Genomic DNA, 17,844 nt, shown 5'->3' on the forward strand with positions numbered 1-17,844 from the left:
GCCCCCGGGCCGCGATCCGTTCTCACCTTCGGAGTCGAATGATGAAACCGACCACAGGGCGCAGACCCTTCGAAGGGGGCCGGACGCGTGCGGCGGCCGCGGCCCTCTGTCTGCTCGCCGGAGCGCTGACCGCCGCCACGTCCGGGGGCGGCCCCGCCGCGGCCCTCACCCCGCCGGTGTCCCTGACCGCGGACGACCTCACCACCTGGCAGACCAACGGCATCGTCTGGTCGATGGCCGCCTCGGACGCCGGGGTCGTCTACACCGGCGGCACCTTCTCCACGGTCCGGCCGCCGGCCGCCGCGCCCGGCACCTCGGAGCAACCCGCGGTGAACTTCGCCGCGTTCGACGCCGCGACGGGCGCGCCGACCGGGTGCAGCCTGTCGTTCACCCTCTCGTCGGGGACGGCGACCGTGCGTGCCCTGGCGCTCTCGCCGGACCAGAAGACCCTCTACGCCGGCGGGCGGTTCGGGTCGGTGAACGGCGTCGGGGTGAGCAACATCGCCGCGATCGACACCGCGACCTGCACCCCGCGCCAGAACTTCAAGGTCGCCGTGTCCGCGACGGTCAGGGCCCTCGCCGTCACCGCCGACACCGTCTATCTGGGCGGTGACTTCAACAGCGTCGCGGGGCAGACCCGGAAGAAGTTCGCCGCAGTCACCACGGCGGGCGCGCTGAAGCCGTGGAAGGCCGACGCGGACGAGGTGGGCCGGGCCGTGGAGCTGACGCCCGACCGCAAGCACGTCCTGCTCGGCGGCGACTTCTTCACCGTCAACGGCACCACTTCGCACGCGCTGGCGGTGGTGAACGCCACGAGCGGGGCCGTGGCGAAGAGCTACCCGGCCGGTTTCATTCCCAACACCTCGACGGTGCAGGACCTCACCACGGACGCCACCGGCTTCTACACCGCCAACGAGGGCACCGGGGGCGGTGTGTTCGACGGCCGGATCGCACTGGACCTCAGCAACTTCGCGCAGCGCTGGCGGGACACCTGTCTGGGCGCCACCCAGGCCGTCCTGGTGCACAAGGGCGTGCTGTACAGCGGGAGTCACGCACACGACTGCGCCAGCATGGGCGAGTTCCCCAACCAGCCGCGCAAGCATCTGCTGGCCCAGTCCGTCGACGACCCGAAGCTGCTGCCCTGGTTCCCGGACACCAACGACGGGATCGGGGAGCCGGTCGGGCCCCGGGTGATGGCACAGGCCGACAAGGGCGGCCACCACTACCTGTGGGTCGGCGGCGAGTTCACCACCGTCAACGGCTCCGCCCAGCAGGGTCTGACCCGGTTCGCCGACGGTCCCGACACCGGGGCCCCGTGGGTGCCCAACGTCAGTCTGTCCACGGTCGCCCCGGGCAGGGTGGAGGTCAACTGGCAGGCGAGCTTCGACACCGACGACGGGGAACTCACCTACCGGATCTACAAGGACGGGGCGAGCACCCCGGTGCACACCACGACGGGGTACTCGCTGTTCTGGGACCGGCCGCAGCTGCGGTGGACCGACACGGCCGTGGCCGCCGGCGAGACCCACTCGTACCGGATCACCGCGAGCGACGGCACCAACACCAGCGCCAAGTCGGCCGCCGTGTCCGCCACCGTGACGTCCGCGGCCGAGAAGTACCCCGCCAAGGTGCTGGCCGACGGCGCCTCGCTCTACTGGCGGTACGACGAGGCCTCCTCGACCTTCGCCGGTGACACCGGCAAGGGGCTGGACAACGGATTCCTGCGCAACTCCCCCGCCCACCGCCAGACCCCGGCCGCCGTCGCGGGCCCCTCGACCGCGATCGGCTTCAACGGCTCGAACCAGTACGCGTACAGCAACAGGCGCCACCCGCAGCCGGCCAGATTCTCGATGGAGACCTGGATCAGGACGACGACCGCCAAGGGGGGAAGGATCATCGGCTTCTCCAATCTGACCATGCAGAACAGCACCCGGTACGACAAGCACGTGTACATGCGCGACGACGGCCGGCTGGTCTTCGGGGTGAAGAGCGGCAGCCTGCGGACCGTCACCACGCCCTCCGCCTACAACAACGGCGCCTGGCACCACGTGGTCGCCACGCAGGGCCCCGGCGGCATGGCGCTGTACGTGGACGGGAAGCTCCGCGCCTCGTCCGCCCTGTACACCGGCAACGAGAAGTACGACGGCTACTGGCGGGTCGGCGGGGACAACCTGAAGGGCTGGCCGAGCAGGCCGACGAGCAACTTCTTCGCCGGGCAGATCGACGAGACCGCCGTCTACCCGACCGCGCTGAGCAGTGCGCAGGTCAGTGCCCATTACGCGCTGAGGACGGGTGGATGAGGCATCCGTTCCGGGCCGGCGCCGTCGTCGTACTCGCGGCGGCGCTGGCCGCCTGCGGCTCGTCCTCCTCCCCCGGCCGGGAGGCGGACGGGGCCGCCGGGCCCGTGGCGACCCGGGCGCCGCTCGTGGCCCCGTCGTCCGGTCCCGGCACCACCGTGTCCGGTGCCCCCTCGGCCCCGCGGACGAGCGAACCGCCGAAGCTGCCCACCGACGAACTCACCCCGGCCACCGGCTCCTTCACCGGGAAGCAGAAGAAGTACCTGACCGGCCGGGTGCCCCGGGGCATGGACCCGGCGGCCGTGCTCCAGACCGGTCAGGAGACCTGCGACAGGCTGGGCTACCTGGTGAAGGCCGACCGGGACGTGGCGGTCGGCGCGATCGTGACGGGCGAGATCCCCGACGCGGTACCCGCCGTGGAACACCTCTGCACCCGGCACCGGGACCTGGTGCGGGAGGCCGCCCGGGGCTACGCGGACGGCACGTACGAGGGCGGGAAGGTCCGGCCCGGCCGCTACCGGGGCGCCTCCCCCACCGGGAGCTGCAACTGGCGGATCACCGGCGCGGACGGCAAGAACCTGGCCTCGGGCTCCGCCACCGCCGGGGAACGGCCCCGGATCACCGTGCCCGCCTCGGCCCGCGTCTTCACCTCGACAGGCTGCTACGCCTGGCTGCCCGAAGGAGACCCTCGATGAACAGACTGCCGATAGCCGTGGTGATCCCCACGAAGAACGAGGGGCTCAACATCGCCGAGGCGGTGAAGTCGGTGCTCGGCCACTTCGAGGCGGTCGTCGTCGTCGACTCGCACAGCACGGACGACACGGCGAAGATCGCTGAGGAGTGCGGGGCCGAGGTGGTCACGTACACCTGGGACGGCGGGCATCCGCGCAAGAAGCAGTGGTGCCTGGACCATGTCCGCACGGACCTGGACTGGATCCTGCTGCTCGACGGGGACGAGCGGATCGGCCCCGCGCTGCTGGCCGAACTGCGGCAGGTCTTCGCCGACCCCGGCGCCCCCGGGCCCGCCGCGTACGACATACCGCTCGGCTACTGGTTCTCCGGGAAGCGGCTGCGGCACGGCTACACCATCCGCAAACGGTCGCTGACCGACCGGACCCGCTGCCGGTACCCGGAGGTGGGGGACCTCGACGCGCCGGGCATCGGCGAGGTCGAGGGCCACTACCAGCCCGTCGCCGAGTCGGTCGGCACACTGCGCAATCCGATCGAGCACCAGGACCTCGACCCGGTCACCGCCTGGTTCGAGCGGCACAACCGCTACTCCGACTGGGAGGCGTGGCTGGAGCACCATCCCGAGGTGAAGGAGCAGGTGCGGAGGGTGAAGTCGCGCCAGGGGCAGCTGTTCCACAAGGCTCCGTTCAAGCCCCTGGTGTCGTTCGCGTACATGTATGTGTACCGGCGGGGATTCCTCGACGGGCGGGCGGGGTTCGACTTCGCCCTGGCGATGAGCTTCTACCGTTGGCAGATCGGTCTCAAGTCCCGTGAGGGAAGGGTGGTTTGACGCTGCGTTTCCTCCGGTGGACCACGTTCTCGTAGGTCCGCCGGAGGGTGTCGGTCACGGCCTCGATGGTGAAGTCCTCGTTGACGAGGGCCCAGGCCGCCCCGCCCGCCCGGTCGTTGGCCCCGGGTTCGAGGAGTTCCAGCACGGCGTCGGCGACCTTCCGCGCGTTCTTCTCGTCCTCGCCCACCCGGCTGTCGATCACCCGGCCCGCTCCCGCCCGCGCCACGTCGGGGGCGAGCCCGCAGGTGCGGGTGATGACCACGGGGGTGCCGACGGACATCGCTTCGAGGACGGACACGCCCAGGGGTTCCTCGATCGACGGCAGTACGTACACATCGGCCTGGCGTCCCGCTGCCAGGACCGCCTCGTGGCCGAGCGGTCCCACGTGGTCGAGCGAGTCCGACACCCCCAGCCGGCGGGCGAGTTCGAGGGTGCCGCGCAGTGCGCCGGTGTCGGGGCCGGCCAGGACGAACCGGGCGTCCGGGTGGCGGGCCAGGACCGCGGGCATCGCGGCGACGAAGTCCTCCGGGCGCTTGCGCTCCTGGATGCGGGCCAGGAAGAGCACCGTCGGCGGCCGGCCCGGCTCCCGGGCGGGCTTGCGTTCCTGCGGGCGCACCCCGTTGACCAGCCGGACGGTGCGGGTCAGCGGCACCGGTGCGGCGACGGCGTTCACGTCGAGGCGTTCCGTCTCGGTCAGGTGCAGTACGGCGTCGGCGCGGCGCAGCACCGTGCGCACCCCGAGGAGGTCGGTCAGCCGGGCGACCCGGTTCTCGGTGGGGTCCACCATGCCGTGGGTCTGGACGACCAGCGGGGTGCGGGTGGCCAGGGCGAGCAGTGCGGCGGGCAGGGTCACCAGGTCGCGCATCAGGTGCACATGGACGAGGTCGGCGCCGCGCATCATGCGGCGGGCGGCGAGCAGGAGCGCCCCGGAGGTGACGCCGCTGACCTCGAACACGGGAAGCAGGTGGCGGGCCCGGAAGAGGTGGACCGGCACCCCCTCGACCTCGCGCGGCAACGGGCCGTCGAAGCCGTCGCCCAGAGCCATGACCCGGGCGTCGTCGCCCGCGGCCCGCTGCGCCTTCGACAGGTTGAGCGCCACTCGCGTCGGGCCGCCGAAGGCATGGTCCGGGGTGTGGAGCGTGACGACGTGCAGGATCTTCACCAGGGTCCCCTCGCCCTCGGCCGACCCTGCCAGACTAGTCACCCGAACTCCCCCAAGTGTGTTGATTCGTTAGGGTGTTCACAGGCCCACGGAACGGGGAGCACATGACGTCCGTGCACGAGGCGGCACCGTCCGCGCCCGTACCGGAGCGCGGTCCGCGCGAACCGGTCCGGCCGTCGGCGAAGCCCATGTCGTGGGCGATGCTCTCGCGTGCGCTGGCCGTGCCGCTGATCCTCGGTCTGGTCTGTTTCCTTCCCGCGGTGATCGCCGCCCAGCCCGGTTCGGGCGTCCGGGACAACGCGTACTGGCTCCAGTTGGTGCTGACCTGCTACGCGGGAGCCCGGCTCGCCACGATGATCCTGTCCACCCGACGGCGGCTGCTGCAGGGCGTCTTCTGGATGTTCGTGTACATCGCGATGGGGGTGGCTCCGTTCGCGCAGGCGGTCATCGGTCAGACGCCCACCCCGGTGGTGGGGCCGCGGGCGGATCTGGTGACGGCCGTGGCGCTGGTCCTGGTGGGCTGTGCCGCGTTCGACCTCGGGGCGCTCCTGGCGAACCGGCGGCCGCTGCGCAGGCGGGCCGCCGCGCGCTTCGGCGCAGGTCCGGCCGTCGCGCACCGCGGGCGGCTCCGGGTGCTGGTGCTGCTGGCCTTCGCGGCGAGCGGTTACTACGTCGTGAAGGTGGGCGGTCCCGCGGTCTTCTTCACCAGTCGTCAGGAGATCAGTGCCTCGGTCGCGGCCAGCGGGGTGGTGTCGGAGGGGTCCAATGTGGGCTCGGCCTTCCTCAAGGGCTTCGGCACGGTGCCCGCCCTGCTCGGGCTGCTCTTCTGCACGCGTCGACTGGTGACGTCGCGCCGGGCCCGCCGTTCCCCGTCGACGGTGCTGGCATGGGGTGCGCTGCTGGTCCTCAACGTCGTCGTCAACAACCCCGTTTCCAATGCCCGTTACTGGTTCCTGACGGTCCTGGTCTCGTTCCTGTTCACCGCGTTCCCGAGCAGTTCGGCGATGTACCGTTCGGTGCTGGCCCTGGGGGTGGTGGGGGCGCTGGTGGTGTTCCCGTACGCGGACCGGTTCCGCTACGACAGCGACGGGTACCGGCCGGTGGAGTCGTCGTCGGTGTTCGAGCCGCTGGCCACCAAGGACTACGACCAGACGGTGATGTTCGCCAACGCCATCACCTGGGTCGACACCCACGGGCACACCTACGGGCGTCAACTGGCGGGCTCCGCGCTCTTCTTCGTGCCCCGGTCGGCTTGGGACGGCAAGCCCGAGGACACCGGGGTGCGGGTCGGCCAGTGGATGGGGATGCGGATGACCAACCTGTCGGCGCCGTTGTGGGCCGAGCTCTGGGTCGACTTCGGCACACCGGGCATGGTCGGTGCCTTCGCACTGGTCGGGTACGCCGCCGCCCGTACCGACCGGCGCTACGCGCGCGCCGTCTCCCGGGACGGGCCGGGGCCGGGCAGTGTGCCGGCCGTCGCCGTGCCGCTGCTCGCCGGGTACGCCTTCATCCTGTTGCGCGGGCCGTTGTTGCAGTCCTTCGGGAAGCTGGCCGTCGCGGCGCTCTGTCTGTTGCTGGTCACGAGCTTCCGGGAGCGGGGCGAACGGCCTCCGGGCTGATGGGCGCCCGGTCCGTCGTGGTGCGGCGTCCCAGCCGGGCCACCCGGGTCCAGGTGGCCACCGCCTTGCACCCGGACCCCAGGCACAGGCCCCAGGCGGCGCCCGGTACCCCGCCGAGCGCGTATCCGCCGGTGAGGAAGGCGACGGCGGCGAGCGAGAAGACCACCTGGATGGAGAGGGTGGTGCGGGGGTCGAGCATCCGCAGGGCCAGCAGCCCGCAGGTGCCGACGGCCATCGCCGCGTACTGGCTGCCGGTCGCCGGGAGCAGGGCACAGGCCGTGGGCCAGGTGTCGCCGAGCAGTCGGCGGCCGATGCCGTCGGGCAGCAGGGCCAGTGCGGTGGCCCAGGCGGCGGCCGTGGCGGCCAGGACGGCGGCGAGCGCGGCGGCGGCCCGGGTCCTGCGGCGTTCGGAGGCGATCCGGCCCAGCAGTGGCGGGCCGAAGCCGGTGGCCGAGGTGAACAGCACGTTCAGCGGTCCGAAGAGGGTGGTGGCGCCGCGCAGGGCGCCGACCACCAGGGGGTTGCCGACCGCCCCGAGTCCGAGCACGGAGAGCTGACCGGTGGCGTTGCCCACGCCGAACTCCACGACGAAGCGCCGCCCCAGGTGGTCGCGGCGCAGCAGGCTTCCCGGGTGCGGCAGCGCGCCGGCCACCCTGCGGTGCAGCAGGACGGCCGACAGCAGCAGGGCCGGGAGCGCGGACAGTCCCCACACGGCGACGAGCCGGGCGGCCGGGGCGCCGTGCGGCTGTACGGAGAGCGCGCCCAGCACACAGCCGAGTCTGAGCAGGTCGCTCGTCAGCGCCAGGTGCGGAAGATGCAGGGTGGAGAAGGCGTAGCGCATGGTGTCCTGGCCCAGGACGACCGGCAGGACGAGCCCCAGTGCCGCCAGGGCCCGTGCGGTGGCGCCGGGCAGCAGCAGGCAGACGGCGGCTGTCGGCGCGCCGAGCACCGCCGCCGCGAGCAGGGTGAAGGCGACCGCCGACCGGCAGGCGCCGCGCACCTCCTCGGTGTCGCCGCGGCGCAGCACCAGCGGCTGCCCGGCGTAGGCGCCGAAGGCCCCCAGCAGCACGGTGAAGACGAGGTAGACCGCCGAGAAGCGGGCGAAGCCGGCCACGGTGGAGAGCCGGGCGGCCGTGACCAGCACCAGGATGTTGGTGAGCGCCGCCACGCCCTGGTCCGCGACCGAGCAGGCGATCGCGGTGCGTGCCCTCATCCGTGTCCCGCGGTGGGGTCGAAGGTGCGCAGGCCCAGGGTCCCGGCCGGGTCGCCGGTGTACTCCGGTCCGCCGGGGCCGTTGCCGCCGGGGCCCGGGGCGGAGCCGTACCGGGCGGCCTTCGCGCGGCGCTTCGCCGCCTTCCTGAGGGCCCGGCGCTCGTGGCGGTTCCGGGCGGGGTGCAGCAGGGCGCCGAGCACGGAGCCGCCGGCCGCCTCGATGATCTCGTGGATCCGTTCCAGGTCGCTGCGGCGCACGTCGCGCGGGTCGCAGACCACGACGACGCCCTCCACCCGGTCGAGCAGCGCGACGGCGTCGGCGTACGCCAGCACGGGCGGGGCCAGCACGATCACGACGGCGTCCGGCCGGTCGCCCTCGGCGATGATCCGTCCGACGGGGGCCGAGGTCAGGGCGCGGGGCACGTTGTCCGTGCGGCGGCCCGCTATCAGGGTGAAGGCGCCCGATCCCGGTACGTCCACGTTCATCCTGCTGTCCGCGGGCCAGGCCCGTTCGCCCTCCGCCCCCCAGCGGGGCCGGATACCCTGTACGGCGTGGCCCAGGTCCCCGGCCAGGGAGGGATTGCGCAGGTCGGCCTCTACCAGCAGGACGTCGCGTCCCATCTCGGCGAAGGCCGCGGCCAGGTTGACCGCGGCGGCGACCGCCGCTTCGCCGTCCCCGCGCGGGGCCGTGACCAGGAGTCGTCGGCGCCGGGAGAACGAGGGGTCGTAGGCGAGCCGGAAGGCCACCGCCCGGTACTCCTCGGCGAGCCGGCTTCCGCCGCGTCCGACGGCGAGCAGGGACCCGGCGGTGGCGCGCTCCCTGGGCAGGGTGCCGAGCAGGGGGGCGCCGAGCGAGCGGACCAGTTCGCGGGTGGAGCGCACGGCCGGGTCGAAGACCAGGCGCACCCAGGACAGGAGCAGTCCCAGGGCGAGGCCGACGACGCCGCCGAGCCCCAGCAGCAGGGGCAGGCCGGCTCCGGTGGGTTCGGTGGGGGTGGCGGGTTTCTTCGTCAGATATCCGGGGGTGGTGTCCAGGGCGCGCAACTCGGAGATCTTCCGGGTGAGTTCGGAGATCGCGACCACGAGGTTGGCCCGTGCGCTGGTCACGTCGTTGTCGCCGGAGGTCTGTTCCGTCAGCTGGTCGCGCTGTTCGGTGAGGGGGGTCAGCTGGGCCCGGTAGCCCTGGACCATGTGGGCGATGCTGTTCTCGGTGCGCTGTCTGCGTATTTCCAGATAGGCGTCGGCCAGTGCCTGGGCCCGCCCCCGGGCCAGTGCGGGGGTGCGGCCGGTGTAGGCGAAGCGGAGTACGAGGGTGTTGGGCGGGTTGGTGACCTGGAGGCCGGAGAGCAGCGGGCCGACCTCCACCCGGTCGCCCCGTCCGGCCAGGACGCCTGCGGCCAGGGTGCCCACGGGGTCGCTGACGGCGGTCTGCCGTTCGGAGCCGATGTTGATGCCCTTGTCCGCGGAGGCTCCGGCGGCGAAGGGGTCGGAGGCGGCGGAGCGCACGACGACCTCGCCCGTCGAGGTGTAGCTCTCCTCGCCGCTCAGGGCGAGCCAGCCGCCGCCGAGCAGGCCGACGACCACGCCGGAGGCGAGCAGGGCCCGGTAGCGCAGGAGCTGGCGGAACTGGTCCCTCAGCAGCGCGGGTTCGTCCTGGTCCTCCAGGGCGCGGATCGGCTGGTTCATCGGCGTGGTCTCCCTTGTGTGTCCGCGAGGACCTCGGTGAGCAGCGCGTCGAAACGGGCCAGGCCCGCCTCTCGGCTCAGGTGGCGTGCGACGTACTGGGGTCCGTTGGCGCCGAGCAGGTCCGCCTCGGCGGGTGCTTCGACGAGCTTGCGCACGGCCGAGAGCAGGGCCGCCGGATCCTCCGGTGCGACGAGGAGGCCGGCGCCGGACCGCTGGATCTCCTGTGCGGTGCCCCCGTCCCGGGCGACGGAGCCGACGACGGGGCGGCCCGAGACGAAGTAGGAGGTGAGTTTGGACGGGACGCTCATGTCGAGCACGGACGCCCGCTGGGTCACCGCGAGCACGTCGGCGGCGGCGAGGACGTCGGTGAACGTGTCCGCGCCGGCGGGCGGCAGGACGTCGAGGTTGCGCAGGCCCGCCGCGCGCCGCAGCAGTTCCTCGCGCTGGTTGCCGTCCCCCATCAGCACCACGCGGATCTCCGGGGCGAGCCGGGCGGCGTCGACGAGGACCTCCAGGCCCTGTTTGAGTCCCATGTTCCCGGAGTGCAGGACCACCGGGGTGCCCTCGCCCCAGCCCATCCTGGCCCGGGTGGCGGCCCGGTCGGCCGAAGAGGTCCGCACGTGCGACCAGTTGGGCACGAGACGGATGCGGTCCGGGTCCACCCCGTACGCGGTGACGCGGGGGACGAAGCTCTCGTGGATGACGCCGACGAGGGCCGCGGCGCGCAGTGCGTACCGTTCGGCGGCCGAGGCGACGGCGGCGGCCCTGTCCCCGCCCCGGATGCCGCTCTGCGCGGCGGCGGCGCCCATCAGGTCCTGCACGACGGGTATGTAGGGGGCCCGGTGGCGGCGGGCCAGCCGGGCGCCGACGACACCGCCGGCGAGGCTGGGCAGTTGGGAGACCACGACGTCCGGCGGACGTGTCGCGGGCGGGGACATCAGTGCGTGGCCGAGCACCGTGGCCTCGAACATCCCTCTGCGCAGGGCGGTCTGACGGGACGGCACGTAATGTCTTCGCCGGTGCACCGTGACCCCGGCCCGTTTCTCGACGACCCGCCACACTCCCCGGTACGCCGCCTCGGTCCGCCAGGACGGATAGTGCGGCATGCCGGTCAGTACGTGGGTCTCGGCGCCGGCGCCGGCCCAGTGCTCGGCGAGTTGCGCGGCGTACGGGCCGATGCCGGTCAGTTCCGGCGCGTAGTTCGTCGAGACGACCAGCAGGGTGCGGCCCTCGAACGGCTTGTGACGATCTGCATCGGACATGGACGCCCGCCCTTCCCCCCGGAACAATCCGTGCTCCCCAAGGAACAGCATCGAGAAACGGCCTCGGGGAACAGCCCCAAAAGCGAGCTTATCCGTTCACGAGATGCGCAAGTGGTCTTCACAGTAAGGTCGTTGCACCATCAACACCGATACCGATATCCCGGGCACCGGATGTCATGTCCGGACAACGGACGCGGAAGACGGATGTCGCGTCCACCGTGGGGGGAGAGAACGGATGGCGCACAGGGTCGGCTACGCGCCGGGGGTCTACGACCTGTTCCACGTGGGGCACCTCAACATCCTGCGGCATGCCCGCAGTCAGTGCGACTACCTCGTCGCCGGGGTCGTCTCGGACGAGATGGCGGCGCTCGCCAAGGGCCACAGACCGGTGATCCCGCTGCCGGAGCGCCTGGAGATCGTGCGCAGCGTGCGCTACGTGGACGCGGCGTTCGTCGAGACGGTGCCCGACAAGGTCGAGACCTGGCAGCAGGTGCGGTTCGACGTGATCTTCAAGGGGGACGACTGGCGGGACACGGAGAAGGGCAGGCGGCTGGAGCGCGACTTCGCCGAGGTCGGCGTGGAGGTCGTCTACTTCCCGTACACCGTGCACACGTCCAGCACTCAGCTGCGCCGGGTGCTGGACTCGCTCGTCAGCCCGCAGTCCGGAGCGATCTCAGCTCCCTGAACCACTTGGCGAGGAACACCACCAGGAACAGCGCGTGCACGGCGGCGAACGTCGCATAGCCGAAGCGGAACGCGGTGCGGTCGCCGAGCAGCAGGAAGACCAGGCAGAACACCCCGTAGTCGGCGGGCAGCAGTGCCACGGCCCGCAACCGGGAGACCGGGGCCGTCGCCCCGCCCGGTTGTGCCCCGGCCGGTTGTGCCTTGCCCAGCTGTTCGCGCAACAGCCCGGCGCAGAAGGTGAGTACGGCCACGAAGAGGAAGCCGAGCGGCAGCAGCAGCCAGCCCTCGAAGGGCAGGTCGAAGAACCGCCGGAACGAGATCAGTACGGCGGTGTGCACGAGGATCATCTTGGCGCAGTCCACGACATGGTCGAGCCATTCGCCGTCCGGGCCTCCCCCGCCGGTCAGCCGGGCCAGTTGCCCGTCGGCCGAGTCGAGGGCGAAGCCGATGACGAGACCGCCGTGGACGAGGACCGCGAGCCCCCAGGACGGCCGGACCAGCGCCACCGAGGTGATGGCGGCGAAGGTGAAGGCGGCGCTCAGCAGGGTGACTTGATTGGGCGTCATGCCGATGCGGTACGCACCGGCAGCGAAGAGCCGCCCGGCCGGTCGGTTCACGTACCGCGAGTAGAGCGAGACCCCCTTGGCCGTCTTCTGCGCGCCGCGCAGCTCACGCATGACCGTGCCCGTGCTTCCCATACGCCCCCCAGCGTGCGGCCGTTGCCGGCGGCGTCGGCGAAGTCGCCCGGACGCCGCCGCCGGAGCCGCATCATGGCACGCCGCCCCGGTCCCGCGCGGCCACTCGCCCACTCCGCCGGGGAGCGGCACCCCGACCGGGGACGGGGCCGGCCCGCGCGGGCCGGGCGGTGCGGGATCGGTGGGCCGGTCGCGGGGGCCGGGGACGGCGGTGCCTTTCGGTCGTCGGGTGGACCACGCCGGGCCCGGCCGGGCGGTGTCCGCTCAGGCGGGGGCGGTGCGGCACTCCGGGTGGCCCCAGCCGTTCGGGCTCTTGGCGATCGGGTCCTGGGCCGCATAGGGCTTTCCGCAGTGGCAGCGGCCGGCGAACCTGGCCTTGATGGTCGCGCCGGAACGTCCGGTGCGCGCCGCGCCGCCCGTCCTCCTGGCCGCCGTGCCGCCCGCCTTCTTCGTCGCCGTACCGCCGCGCCGCCCCTCGGTCGACCGGCCGGGGGCGGGGGTCGGCAGTTCCGTGGCGCCGTGCGCGGTGCCCGCCGGTACCTGCGTCACCGCGGCCTCGCTGGCCGCCTGGTCGGCGAGTGCGTTGAGCGGGTCGCCGTCCACCTGGTGGGCGGGGACGTAGGTGAACCGCACGGACCGGCCGGTCAGCAGGGCGTCGATCCGGACCACGAGCTCGCGATTGGCCACCGGCTTGCCCGCCGATGTCTTCCAGCCGTTGCGCTTCCACCCCGGCAGCCATTTGGTCACCGCGTTCATCGCGTACTGCGAATCCATCCGCACCTCGATCGCGGTGGCCGGGTCCGTGGACTCCAACAGCTCACGCAATGCCGTGAGTTCGGCGACGTTGTTGGTGGCGGTGCCCAGCGGCCCCGCCTCCCAGCGCTCCGGCCGCCCCTGCGCGTCGGCCACGACCCACGCCCAGGCCGCGGGTCCCGGATTGCCCTTCGACGCCCCGTCACACGCGGCGATGATGCTTTCGTTCATGCCTCGATCATGCCAGCGCCGGATCACCCCACGAATCCATCACACTGAGTGACGATTCGAGGTGCGGTGACCCGGCGGCGCTGGTTCTCTGATGGAGCCCGCTCTTCCCCAACGCACAAGGAGCGATGATGAGCGTTGCACGTGAATCCGGTGACCGTGCGCAGCAGCTGCGCGACAAGGCCCGGCACATGACCGAGGCCGCCGAGCGCACCACCGACCCCGAACAGCGCCGACGCCTTCAGGAGAAGGCCCGGCTGCTTCGGGAGCAGAGCGACCGGCAGGGCACCATGGGTGGCGAGGACATCCGCCCGACCCGGTAAGCCCCCCGTCGCACGCCGACGCCCCGCCGCTCTTCCATGAGTGGGCGGCGGGCCGTCGTCACCGCGCGGCCACCGTCGCGGCCCGCCCCCGGGCGCCCGGATCCGGAACCCCTTCCGCTCCCGGGCCCCTCGGGGAGCGGGCCGCGTCCGGTTTTCCGGCCCGTTCCCGTACCACCCCGTCGCACACGGAGCGTGACCGCCGACGATCCACGGGTCCCGCGAAGCCGCCCGGAGGCCGCACCGGGCGGACGAGCTGCGCCGGACCGAACCGCACGGCGTCGAGCGCACCGGGCGGGACGCCGGAGCCGACGGCTCCGACAACTCCAACAGCCCCAAGAGTTCCGGCGGATCCAACAGTTCCGACAGCTCCGGGGGCACGGTCGCGGAGGCCCGCGGGAGCTGGGCGGCCACCGAGGCGGCGGGCGACGGGGTGCGGCCGGCGCTGCGGCCGTTCCGGATCGTGATGCTGCGGCCGACGCCGGGCAACGGCGGCTCCGCCGCGCGGGGTGGGTGCGCATCGGCGCGGGTCTGCCCCGTACCCTCTTCTCCATGACCGCTGGGGGGCCTGTGCGCCGTGTGATCGACGACCGTTTCGAACTGGTGAACAGGCTCGGCAGTGGCGGCATGGGCATGGTGTGGCGGGCCCACGACCTGGCCCTGCACCGCGATGTGGCGCTCAAGGAGGTACGGCCCCCGGACCCGGCGCTCGCCGAGAACGACCCGGAGTCGGCCAGGCTGCTGCGCGAGCGGGTGCTGCGCGAGGCCCGCGCGCTGGCCCGGCTCGACCACCCGGGTGTCGTCACCGTCCACCACATCGTGGACGGCGGCGCCGGGACGTACCCGTGGATCGTGATGGAGCTGGTGCCCGGCGCCTCCCTCGCGGAGCGGCTGGCCGAGGGCACGCTCACTCCGACGGAGGCCGCCGGGCTGGGGCGCGGGGTGCTGTCCGCGCTGCGCGCCGCCCACGCCGCCGGAATCCTCCACCGGGACGTCAAGCCCGCCAACGTACTGCTGCGGACGGACGGCAGCCCGGTGCTCACGGACTTCGGCATCGCGGCGATCCGGGAGTCCACGAGTCTGACGGCGACCGGCTCGATCATCGGCTCCCCCGACTACATGGCGCCCGAACGCATCCGCGGCGACGAGGGCAACCCGTCCTCCGACCTGTGGTCGCTCGGCATGATGCTGTACGTCGCCGTGGAGGGCCGGCACCCGCTGCGCAAGGCCACCACGCTGGCGACGCTCGCGGCCGTGCTCGACGAGGAGGTCCCGCCGCCCCGGCAGGCCGGTCCGCTGACCCCGGTGCTGGAGGCACTGCTGACCCGGAATCCGGCGGCCCGGCCCGGTGCCGAGGAGCTGGACCGGATGCTGGCGGCGGTAAGCACACCCACGACGCCGCCCCGGCAGGATCCCCGGGTCCCGCAGGACGCCGTGCCGCCGCGCCCGCAGCCGTTCGCGCCGCAGGACGCGACGCCCTCCGGCGGTCCCACCAGGGTCCTGCCCGCCTCCCCGGCCCGGCACCCGGCGCCCGGTGCGGGAAGCGGTCCGTCCGGTGCGGGAAGCGGCATGCCCGGCGCGGGGAACGGCACGCCCGCGCCTCCCCGGTCCGGGATGCTCGGTACGCAGGAGGCCCACCGCCGGATCCGGCGGGGCCGCGCCGTCGCGGTCACCACCGCTCTCGCCGGGACGGCCCTGACCGGTGTTCTGGTGTGGTCGCTGGTGCCCGACTCGAACGACCGGGCCACCGACGACCCCCCGTCCGCCTCTGCCGGGGCCTCCACCAGCCCCTCGGGCACCGGGAACGCGACAGGGAGGACAGCAGGGACGGCAGGTGCGGCTGGGACGGAGGAGACGGCTCCGGAGCAGCCGAAGAACCTGCTGACGCCCGACGGCGCCCGGTCCGTCATCGCCGCGCTCGAGCCGGTGATGGGCGGCACCCGGATCACCTCGTTCTCGCTGTACGAGGAGCATGCCCGCGTCGAGGCCCCGATCAAGAGCAACAAGAACCTGTACGACGTCTACGCCTACAGGGACGGCAAGGCCGTCCGCGAACGGGCCGGTGGCACCCTCATGCCGGGCGCCAAGTCCGTGGACCTGAAGAAGTTCGACTGGGACGCCCTGCCGGGGCTGATACGCCGGGCGGACAAGGAGCTCGGCGTCGCCGAACCCACCAGCCACTACGTGGACATCGACCCTGCTTCCCCGTTCGCCGACTACCGGCCGACGATCAGCATCTACGTCTCGGACGAGTACGGCGGCGCCTATCTGCGGGCCGACGTCAACGGCAAGGTGCTCAAGAAGTACCCGCGCAATGGCTGACGGGGTGTCATTGTCCGGGCATTCGATGTGCCGTTGGGGCCTCGACGGGCGCGTTCCGGGCAGCCGGGACCACGAAGTCGGCGGAGGTGGGGGCGTGGGAAGGGTCGTGCGGCTGTGGGCGGGCGGCGAGATGCCGTACGGTGACGCGCTGTACCGGTCGGACGACACCGGCCTGGAGGTGCACGTGGACGGCCCCGGGGCCTACCACCCGGACGCCGGCCGGCCGATCCCCTTCCGGCTCGGCGGGCCGGTCGACGTGGCCCGGCTCGTCGAGGAGAGCGGTACCACCGAGGTGGACCCCCACTTCGAGAGTCCGCTGCCGGACGGAACGGGATGGATGTGCGGCGGCGGCAGCGGCATGGGCAACGTCGGCTACGTCGCCCGTCTCGGCGTCGACCGCTCCTTGCGGTGGGTGGCCGTCATGTGGAACTCCAACCCCTTCGTGGGGGTGCGCTACGAGGGAACAGCGGCCGTTCTCACCAACGACTGGGGAAACCTGCTGACCCTCGACCTCGCCGACCCCGCTCTTGCCCCACCCCGCGGGTTGCCCGGCCCGTGACGGCTCAGCCGAGCACCCGGATCAGCACCAGCAGCACCGCCGCGAGCGCCACGCCCGCCGCCAGGGTCCGGGAGCCGGCCGGAAAGGTGCCGCCGCCCTGCTTCACCTCACCCGTCGGCGGGGTGAGGGCGTGCGCACGGGCCAGCCACTCGCGCGGCGGGTCGTTGGGGACGACGACTCGCCAGGGCTGATCCGGGTCGTACTCGACGACCGCCCTGGACCTGTGCAACAGCCCCTGGAGGTCGAGGGGGTGACGGACCTCGACCCGGTACGGGGGCAGGCCGTCGGCCACCACGGTCAGGTCGAAGGCGAACACGGAGTTCACCGACCGCCCGTCGGCGGCCGGCCGGCGGCCGGCCTTGTCGACGGCCTTCACGCCGTTGACCACGGCGGGCGCGAAGGCGCGCGGCCCGCCGGAGCGCAGCCCGGGGGCGGCGATGCCCGATGCCGCGTCCTCGGCCGCCTTGCCGAACGCCGTCAGGGCCAGGGCCGCCGCGGGGAGCGCGAGGAACAGCAGCCAGCGGGGGCCGTCCACGGCCCCCTGGACCACCGCGGCGAGAACGAGCCCGGTGCCGAGCGCGGACACCACGCCGAACATTCGGAAGAGCCTGCGCAGGTAGGAGACGGGGGAAGTCGGCGTGATCATGTGAGACGCAGCATCTTCCGGCGAGGAATGACGACCCTGGTCCGGTCCGGGTCGTCGGGACGGTCGGCGTCGTACAGGGCGAGGACGTCCCGCCCGAGGGCCACGCGTTCCACGACGGCCGGGACCTCGTGGCGCACCCCGGCCGGGTCCTCGAAGACCACGGTGACCTCGCCGTGCTTGCGGCCCACAGGGCGCCAGCCCTCCAGCACCGCGTCGGCCGTGGCCCAGCGGCGGGAGAGCCTGCGCAGCCCTGCGGTGCGCCGCAGGCTGACGGCCGCGCCCCACCAGGCGGCGAAGCAGCCCGCGCCCGCGACGGACCACAGGACGACGAGCCAGGTGGAGACGGAGAAACCACCGATCGGGAGGAGGATGTTGAAGGAGGGGGTGGAGTCGCGCTCGACCAGGCCCTCCGCCAACGCGTCGTACCAGCCGGTGATCGTGGCGAGGGCGCAGAACACGACCATCGCCCCGGGCGTGGCCCGGTGCAGGAACCGGGCGGAGAGCAGACCGAGGACGGCGGCCGAGCCCGCTCCGACGAGGGCGGACCCGGAGGCGAGTTGGTCGCTGGCGCAGCCGCCGGTCCCGTCGCAGCTCCACCGCACGGACACGGCCTCGTGGCTGGCGATGTACCACATCGACCAGACCAACCACGCCATCAGCGCACAGGCGATGACGCGCATCGTCTGCGCGTAGGCTCTCTGCCGCACTGTCCGCCCTCGTTCTCACGGTTCGCGGGGTTGTGGATCACCCCGGTGGACCATATACGTGCTGTCCACACCTTGTCCGTGACGCACACCACCCGGCCGGGTGGGGGCGGATCGGGCCGCCGGGGCCGGCGCCTCGACGGGCTCGGAGCGACTGGTCGCCTCCCCGGGGCCGG

At 72.9% G+C, this 17,844-nt stretch carries 16 protein-coding genes; 8 read left to right on the forward strand and 8 right to left on the reverse strand.

Features of this window, described 5'->3' with window-relative positions; translation table 11 throughout:
- Nucleotides 1–38 precede the first annotated feature (38 nt).
- From ACWCXX_RS05940 to ACWCXX_RS05950, 3 genes are read left to right on the forward strand one after another with little or no spacing between them, the layout of a single operon-like run.
- Nucleotides 39–2,300: a LamG-like jellyroll fold domain-containing protein gene (locus ACWCXX_RS05940; protein WP_451124738.1), complete on the forward strand. Its 2,262-nt coding sequence runs from the start codon at nt 39–41 to the stop codon at nt 2,298–2,300.
- Nucleotides 2,297–2,992 carry a hypothetical protein gene (locus tag ACWCXX_RS05945; protein WP_451124740.1) on the forward strand — a complete coding sequence of 232 codons (696 nt, stop codon included), beginning with the start codon at nt 2,297–2,299 and terminating at the stop codon, nt 2,990–2,992. The genes ACWCXX_RS05940 and ACWCXX_RS05945 overlap by 4 nt, the downstream gene beginning before the upstream one ends.
- Nucleotides 2,989–3,816, forward strand: coding sequence for a glycosyltransferase family 2 protein (locus tag ACWCXX_RS05950; RefSeq protein WP_451124742.1), 828 nt, complete (start codon nt 2,989–2,991; stop codon nt 3,814–3,816). The genes ACWCXX_RS05945 and ACWCXX_RS05950 overlap by 4 nt, the downstream gene beginning before the upstream one ends.
- Here the strand turns inward: ACWCXX_RS05950 and ACWCXX_RS05955 are convergent.
- The gene (locus ACWCXX_RS05955; RefSeq protein ID WP_451124933.1) at nt 3,788–4,978 is read right to left on the reverse strand and encodes a glycosyltransferase; all 1,191 of its coding nucleotides are present in this window, start codon (nt 4,976–4,978) and stop codon (nt 3,788–3,790) included. The two genes, ACWCXX_RS05950 and ACWCXX_RS05955, sit on opposite strands and share 29 nt — an antisense overlap.
- Before the next feature lie 104 nt (nt 4,979–5,082).
- Between ACWCXX_RS05955 and ACWCXX_RS05960 the strand changes: the two genes are divergently transcribed.
- Nucleotides 5,083–6,597 carry a hypothetical protein gene (locus ACWCXX_RS05960; protein ID WP_451124744.1) on the forward strand — a complete coding sequence of 505 codons (1,515 nt, stop codon included), beginning with the start codon at nt 5,083–5,085 and terminating at the stop codon, nt 6,595–6,597.
- Here ACWCXX_RS05960 and ACWCXX_RS05965 read toward each other — a convergent pair.
- The 3 genes from ACWCXX_RS05965 to ACWCXX_RS05975 are packed head-to-tail and all read right to left on the reverse strand — an operon-like array spanning nt 6,557 to nt 10,757.
- Nucleotides 6,557–7,810 carry a hypothetical protein gene (locus tag ACWCXX_RS05965; protein ID WP_451124746.1) on the reverse strand — a complete coding sequence of 418 codons (1,254 nt, stop codon included), beginning with the start codon at nt 7,808–7,810 and terminating at the stop codon, nt 6,557–6,559. The two genes, ACWCXX_RS05960 and ACWCXX_RS05965, sit on opposite strands and share 41 nt — an antisense overlap.
- Nucleotides 7,807–9,495 carry a lipopolysaccharide biosynthesis protein gene (locus ACWCXX_RS05970; RefSeq protein ID WP_451124748.1) on the reverse strand — a complete coding sequence of 563 codons (1,689 nt, stop codon included), beginning with the start codon at nt 9,493–9,495 and terminating at the stop codon, nt 7,807–7,809. The genes ACWCXX_RS05965 and ACWCXX_RS05970 overlap by 4 nt, the downstream gene beginning before the upstream one ends.
- Nucleotides 9,492–10,757, reverse strand: a complete 1,266-nt coding sequence (locus ACWCXX_RS05975) for a glycosyltransferase (protein WP_451124750.1) — start codon at nt 10,755–10,757, stop codon at nt 9,492–9,494. Before ACWCXX_RS05975 ends, ACWCXX_RS05970 begins: the two co-directional genes overlap by 4 nt.
- Nucleotides 10,758–10,992: 235 nt before the next feature.
- Between ACWCXX_RS05975 and ACWCXX_RS05980 the strand changes: the two genes are divergently transcribed.
- Nucleotides 10,993–11,442: an adenylyltransferase/cytidyltransferase family protein gene (locus ACWCXX_RS05980; RefSeq protein WP_451124752.1), complete on the forward strand. Its 450-nt coding sequence runs from the start codon at nt 10,993–10,995 to the stop codon at nt 11,440–11,442.
- Here the strand turns inward: ACWCXX_RS05980 and ACWCXX_RS05985 are convergent.
- Nucleotides 11,408–12,139 (reverse strand): CDP-alcohol phosphatidyltransferase family protein, encoded by a 732-nt coding sequence (locus ACWCXX_RS05985; RefSeq protein WP_451124754.1) that lies wholly within the window; start codon nt 12,137–12,139, stop codon nt 11,408–11,410. The genes ACWCXX_RS05980 and ACWCXX_RS05985 overlap by 35 nt on opposite strands.
- 261 nt (nt 12,140–12,400) lie before the next feature.
- Nucleotides 12,401–13,120 (reverse strand): ribonuclease H family protein, encoded by a 720-nt coding sequence (locus ACWCXX_RS05990; protein ID WP_451124756.1) that lies wholly within the window; start codon nt 13,118–13,120, stop codon nt 12,401–12,403.
- A gap of 128 nt (nt 13,121–13,248) precedes the next feature.
- Here ACWCXX_RS05990 and ACWCXX_RS05995 point away from each other — a divergent pair, with 128 nt between their 5' ends.
- The 3 genes from ACWCXX_RS05995 (at nt 13,249) to ACWCXX_RS06005 (ending at nt 16,318) form a co-directional block, all read left to right on the forward strand.
- Complete coding sequence (locus ACWCXX_RS05995; RefSeq protein WP_283850229.1) at nt 13,249–13,440, forward strand: DUF6381 family protein; 192 nt, start codon at nt 13,249–13,251, stop codon at nt 13,438–13,440.
- Between the two features lie 549 nt (nt 13,441–13,989).
- Nucleotides 13,990–15,759 (forward strand): protein kinase domain-containing protein, encoded by a 1,770-nt coding sequence (locus tag ACWCXX_RS06000; RefSeq protein ID WP_451124759.1) that lies wholly within the window; start codon nt 13,990–13,992, stop codon nt 15,757–15,759.
- A gap of 94 nt (nt 15,760–15,853) precedes the next feature.
- The gene (locus ACWCXX_RS06005) at nt 15,854–16,318 is read left to right on the forward strand and encodes a hypothetical protein (protein WP_451124761.1); all 465 of its coding nucleotides are present in this window, start codon (nt 15,854–15,856) and stop codon (nt 16,316–16,318) included.
- 4 nt (nt 16,319–16,322) lie between these two features.
- Here ACWCXX_RS06005 and ACWCXX_RS06010 read toward each other — a convergent pair whose 3' ends face one another.
- Both ACWCXX_RS06010 and ACWCXX_RS06015 read right to left on the reverse strand, forming a co-directional pair.
- On the reverse strand, nt 16,323–16,964 hold the full coding sequence (locus ACWCXX_RS06010) for a hypothetical protein (RefSeq protein ID WP_451124763.1): 642 nt from the start codon (nt 16,962–16,964) through the stop codon (nt 16,323–16,325).
- Nucleotides 16,961–17,671 carry a hypothetical protein gene (locus ACWCXX_RS06015; protein ID WP_451124765.1) on the reverse strand — a complete coding sequence of 237 codons (711 nt, stop codon included), beginning with the start codon at nt 17,669–17,671 and terminating at the stop codon, nt 16,961–16,963. The genes ACWCXX_RS06010 and ACWCXX_RS06015 overlap by 4 nt, the downstream gene beginning before the upstream one ends.
- Between the last annotated feature and the right edge of the window lie 173 nt (nt 17,672–17,844).

It is taken from the genome of Streptomyces sp. NPDC001732, assembly GCF_053596315.1.

Coding starts and splice junctions, on each gene's coding strand:
- ACWCXX_RS05940 (WP_451124738.1), top strand. CDS start 39: ATGATGAAACCGACCACAGGGCGCAGACCCTTCGAAGGGGGCCGGACG.
- ACWCXX_RS05945 (WP_451124740.1), top strand. CDS start 2,297: ATGAGGCATCCGTTCCGGGCCGGCGCCGTCGTCGTACTCGCGGCGGCG.
- ACWCXX_RS05950 (WP_451124742.1), top strand. CDS start 2,989: ATGAACAGACTGCCGATAGCCGTGGTGATCCCCACGAAGAACGAGGGG.
- ACWCXX_RS05960 (WP_451124744.1), top strand. CDS start 5,083: ATGACGTCCGTGCACGAGGCGGCACCGTCCGCGCCCGTACCGGAGCGC.
- ACWCXX_RS05965 (WP_451124746.1), bottom strand. CDS start 7,810: ATGAGGGCACGCACCGCGATCGCCTGCTCGGTCGCGGACCAGGGCGTG.
- ACWCXX_RS05970 (WP_451124748.1), bottom strand. CDS start 9,495: ATGAACCAGCCGATCCGCGCCCTGGAGGACCAGGACGAACCCGCGCTG.
- ACWCXX_RS05975 (WP_451124750.1), bottom strand. CDS start 10,757: ATGTCCGATGCAGATCGTCACAAGCCGTTCGAGGGCCGCACCCTGCTG.
- ACWCXX_RS05980 (WP_451124752.1), top strand. CDS start 10,993: ATGGCGCACAGGGTCGGCTACGCGCCGGGGGTCTACGACCTGTTCCAC.
- ACWCXX_RS05985 (WP_451124754.1), bottom strand. CDS start 12,139: ATGGGAAGCACGGGCACGGTCATGCGTGAGCTGCGCGGCGCGCAGAAG.
- ACWCXX_RS05990 (WP_451124756.1), bottom strand. CDS start 13,120: ATGAACGAAAGCATCATCGCCGCGTGTGACGGGGCGTCGAAGGGCAAT.
- ACWCXX_RS05995 (WP_283850229.1), top strand. CDS start 13,249: ATGAGCGTTGCACGTGAATCCGGTGACCGTGCGCAGCAGCTGCGCGAC.
- ACWCXX_RS06000 (WP_451124759.1), top strand. CDS start 13,990: ATGACCGCTGGGGGGCCTGTGCGCCGTGTGATCGACGACCGTTTCGAA.
- ACWCXX_RS06010 (WP_451124763.1), bottom strand. CDS start 16,964: ATGATCACGCCGACTTCCCCCGTCTCCTACCTGCGCAGGCTCTTCCGA.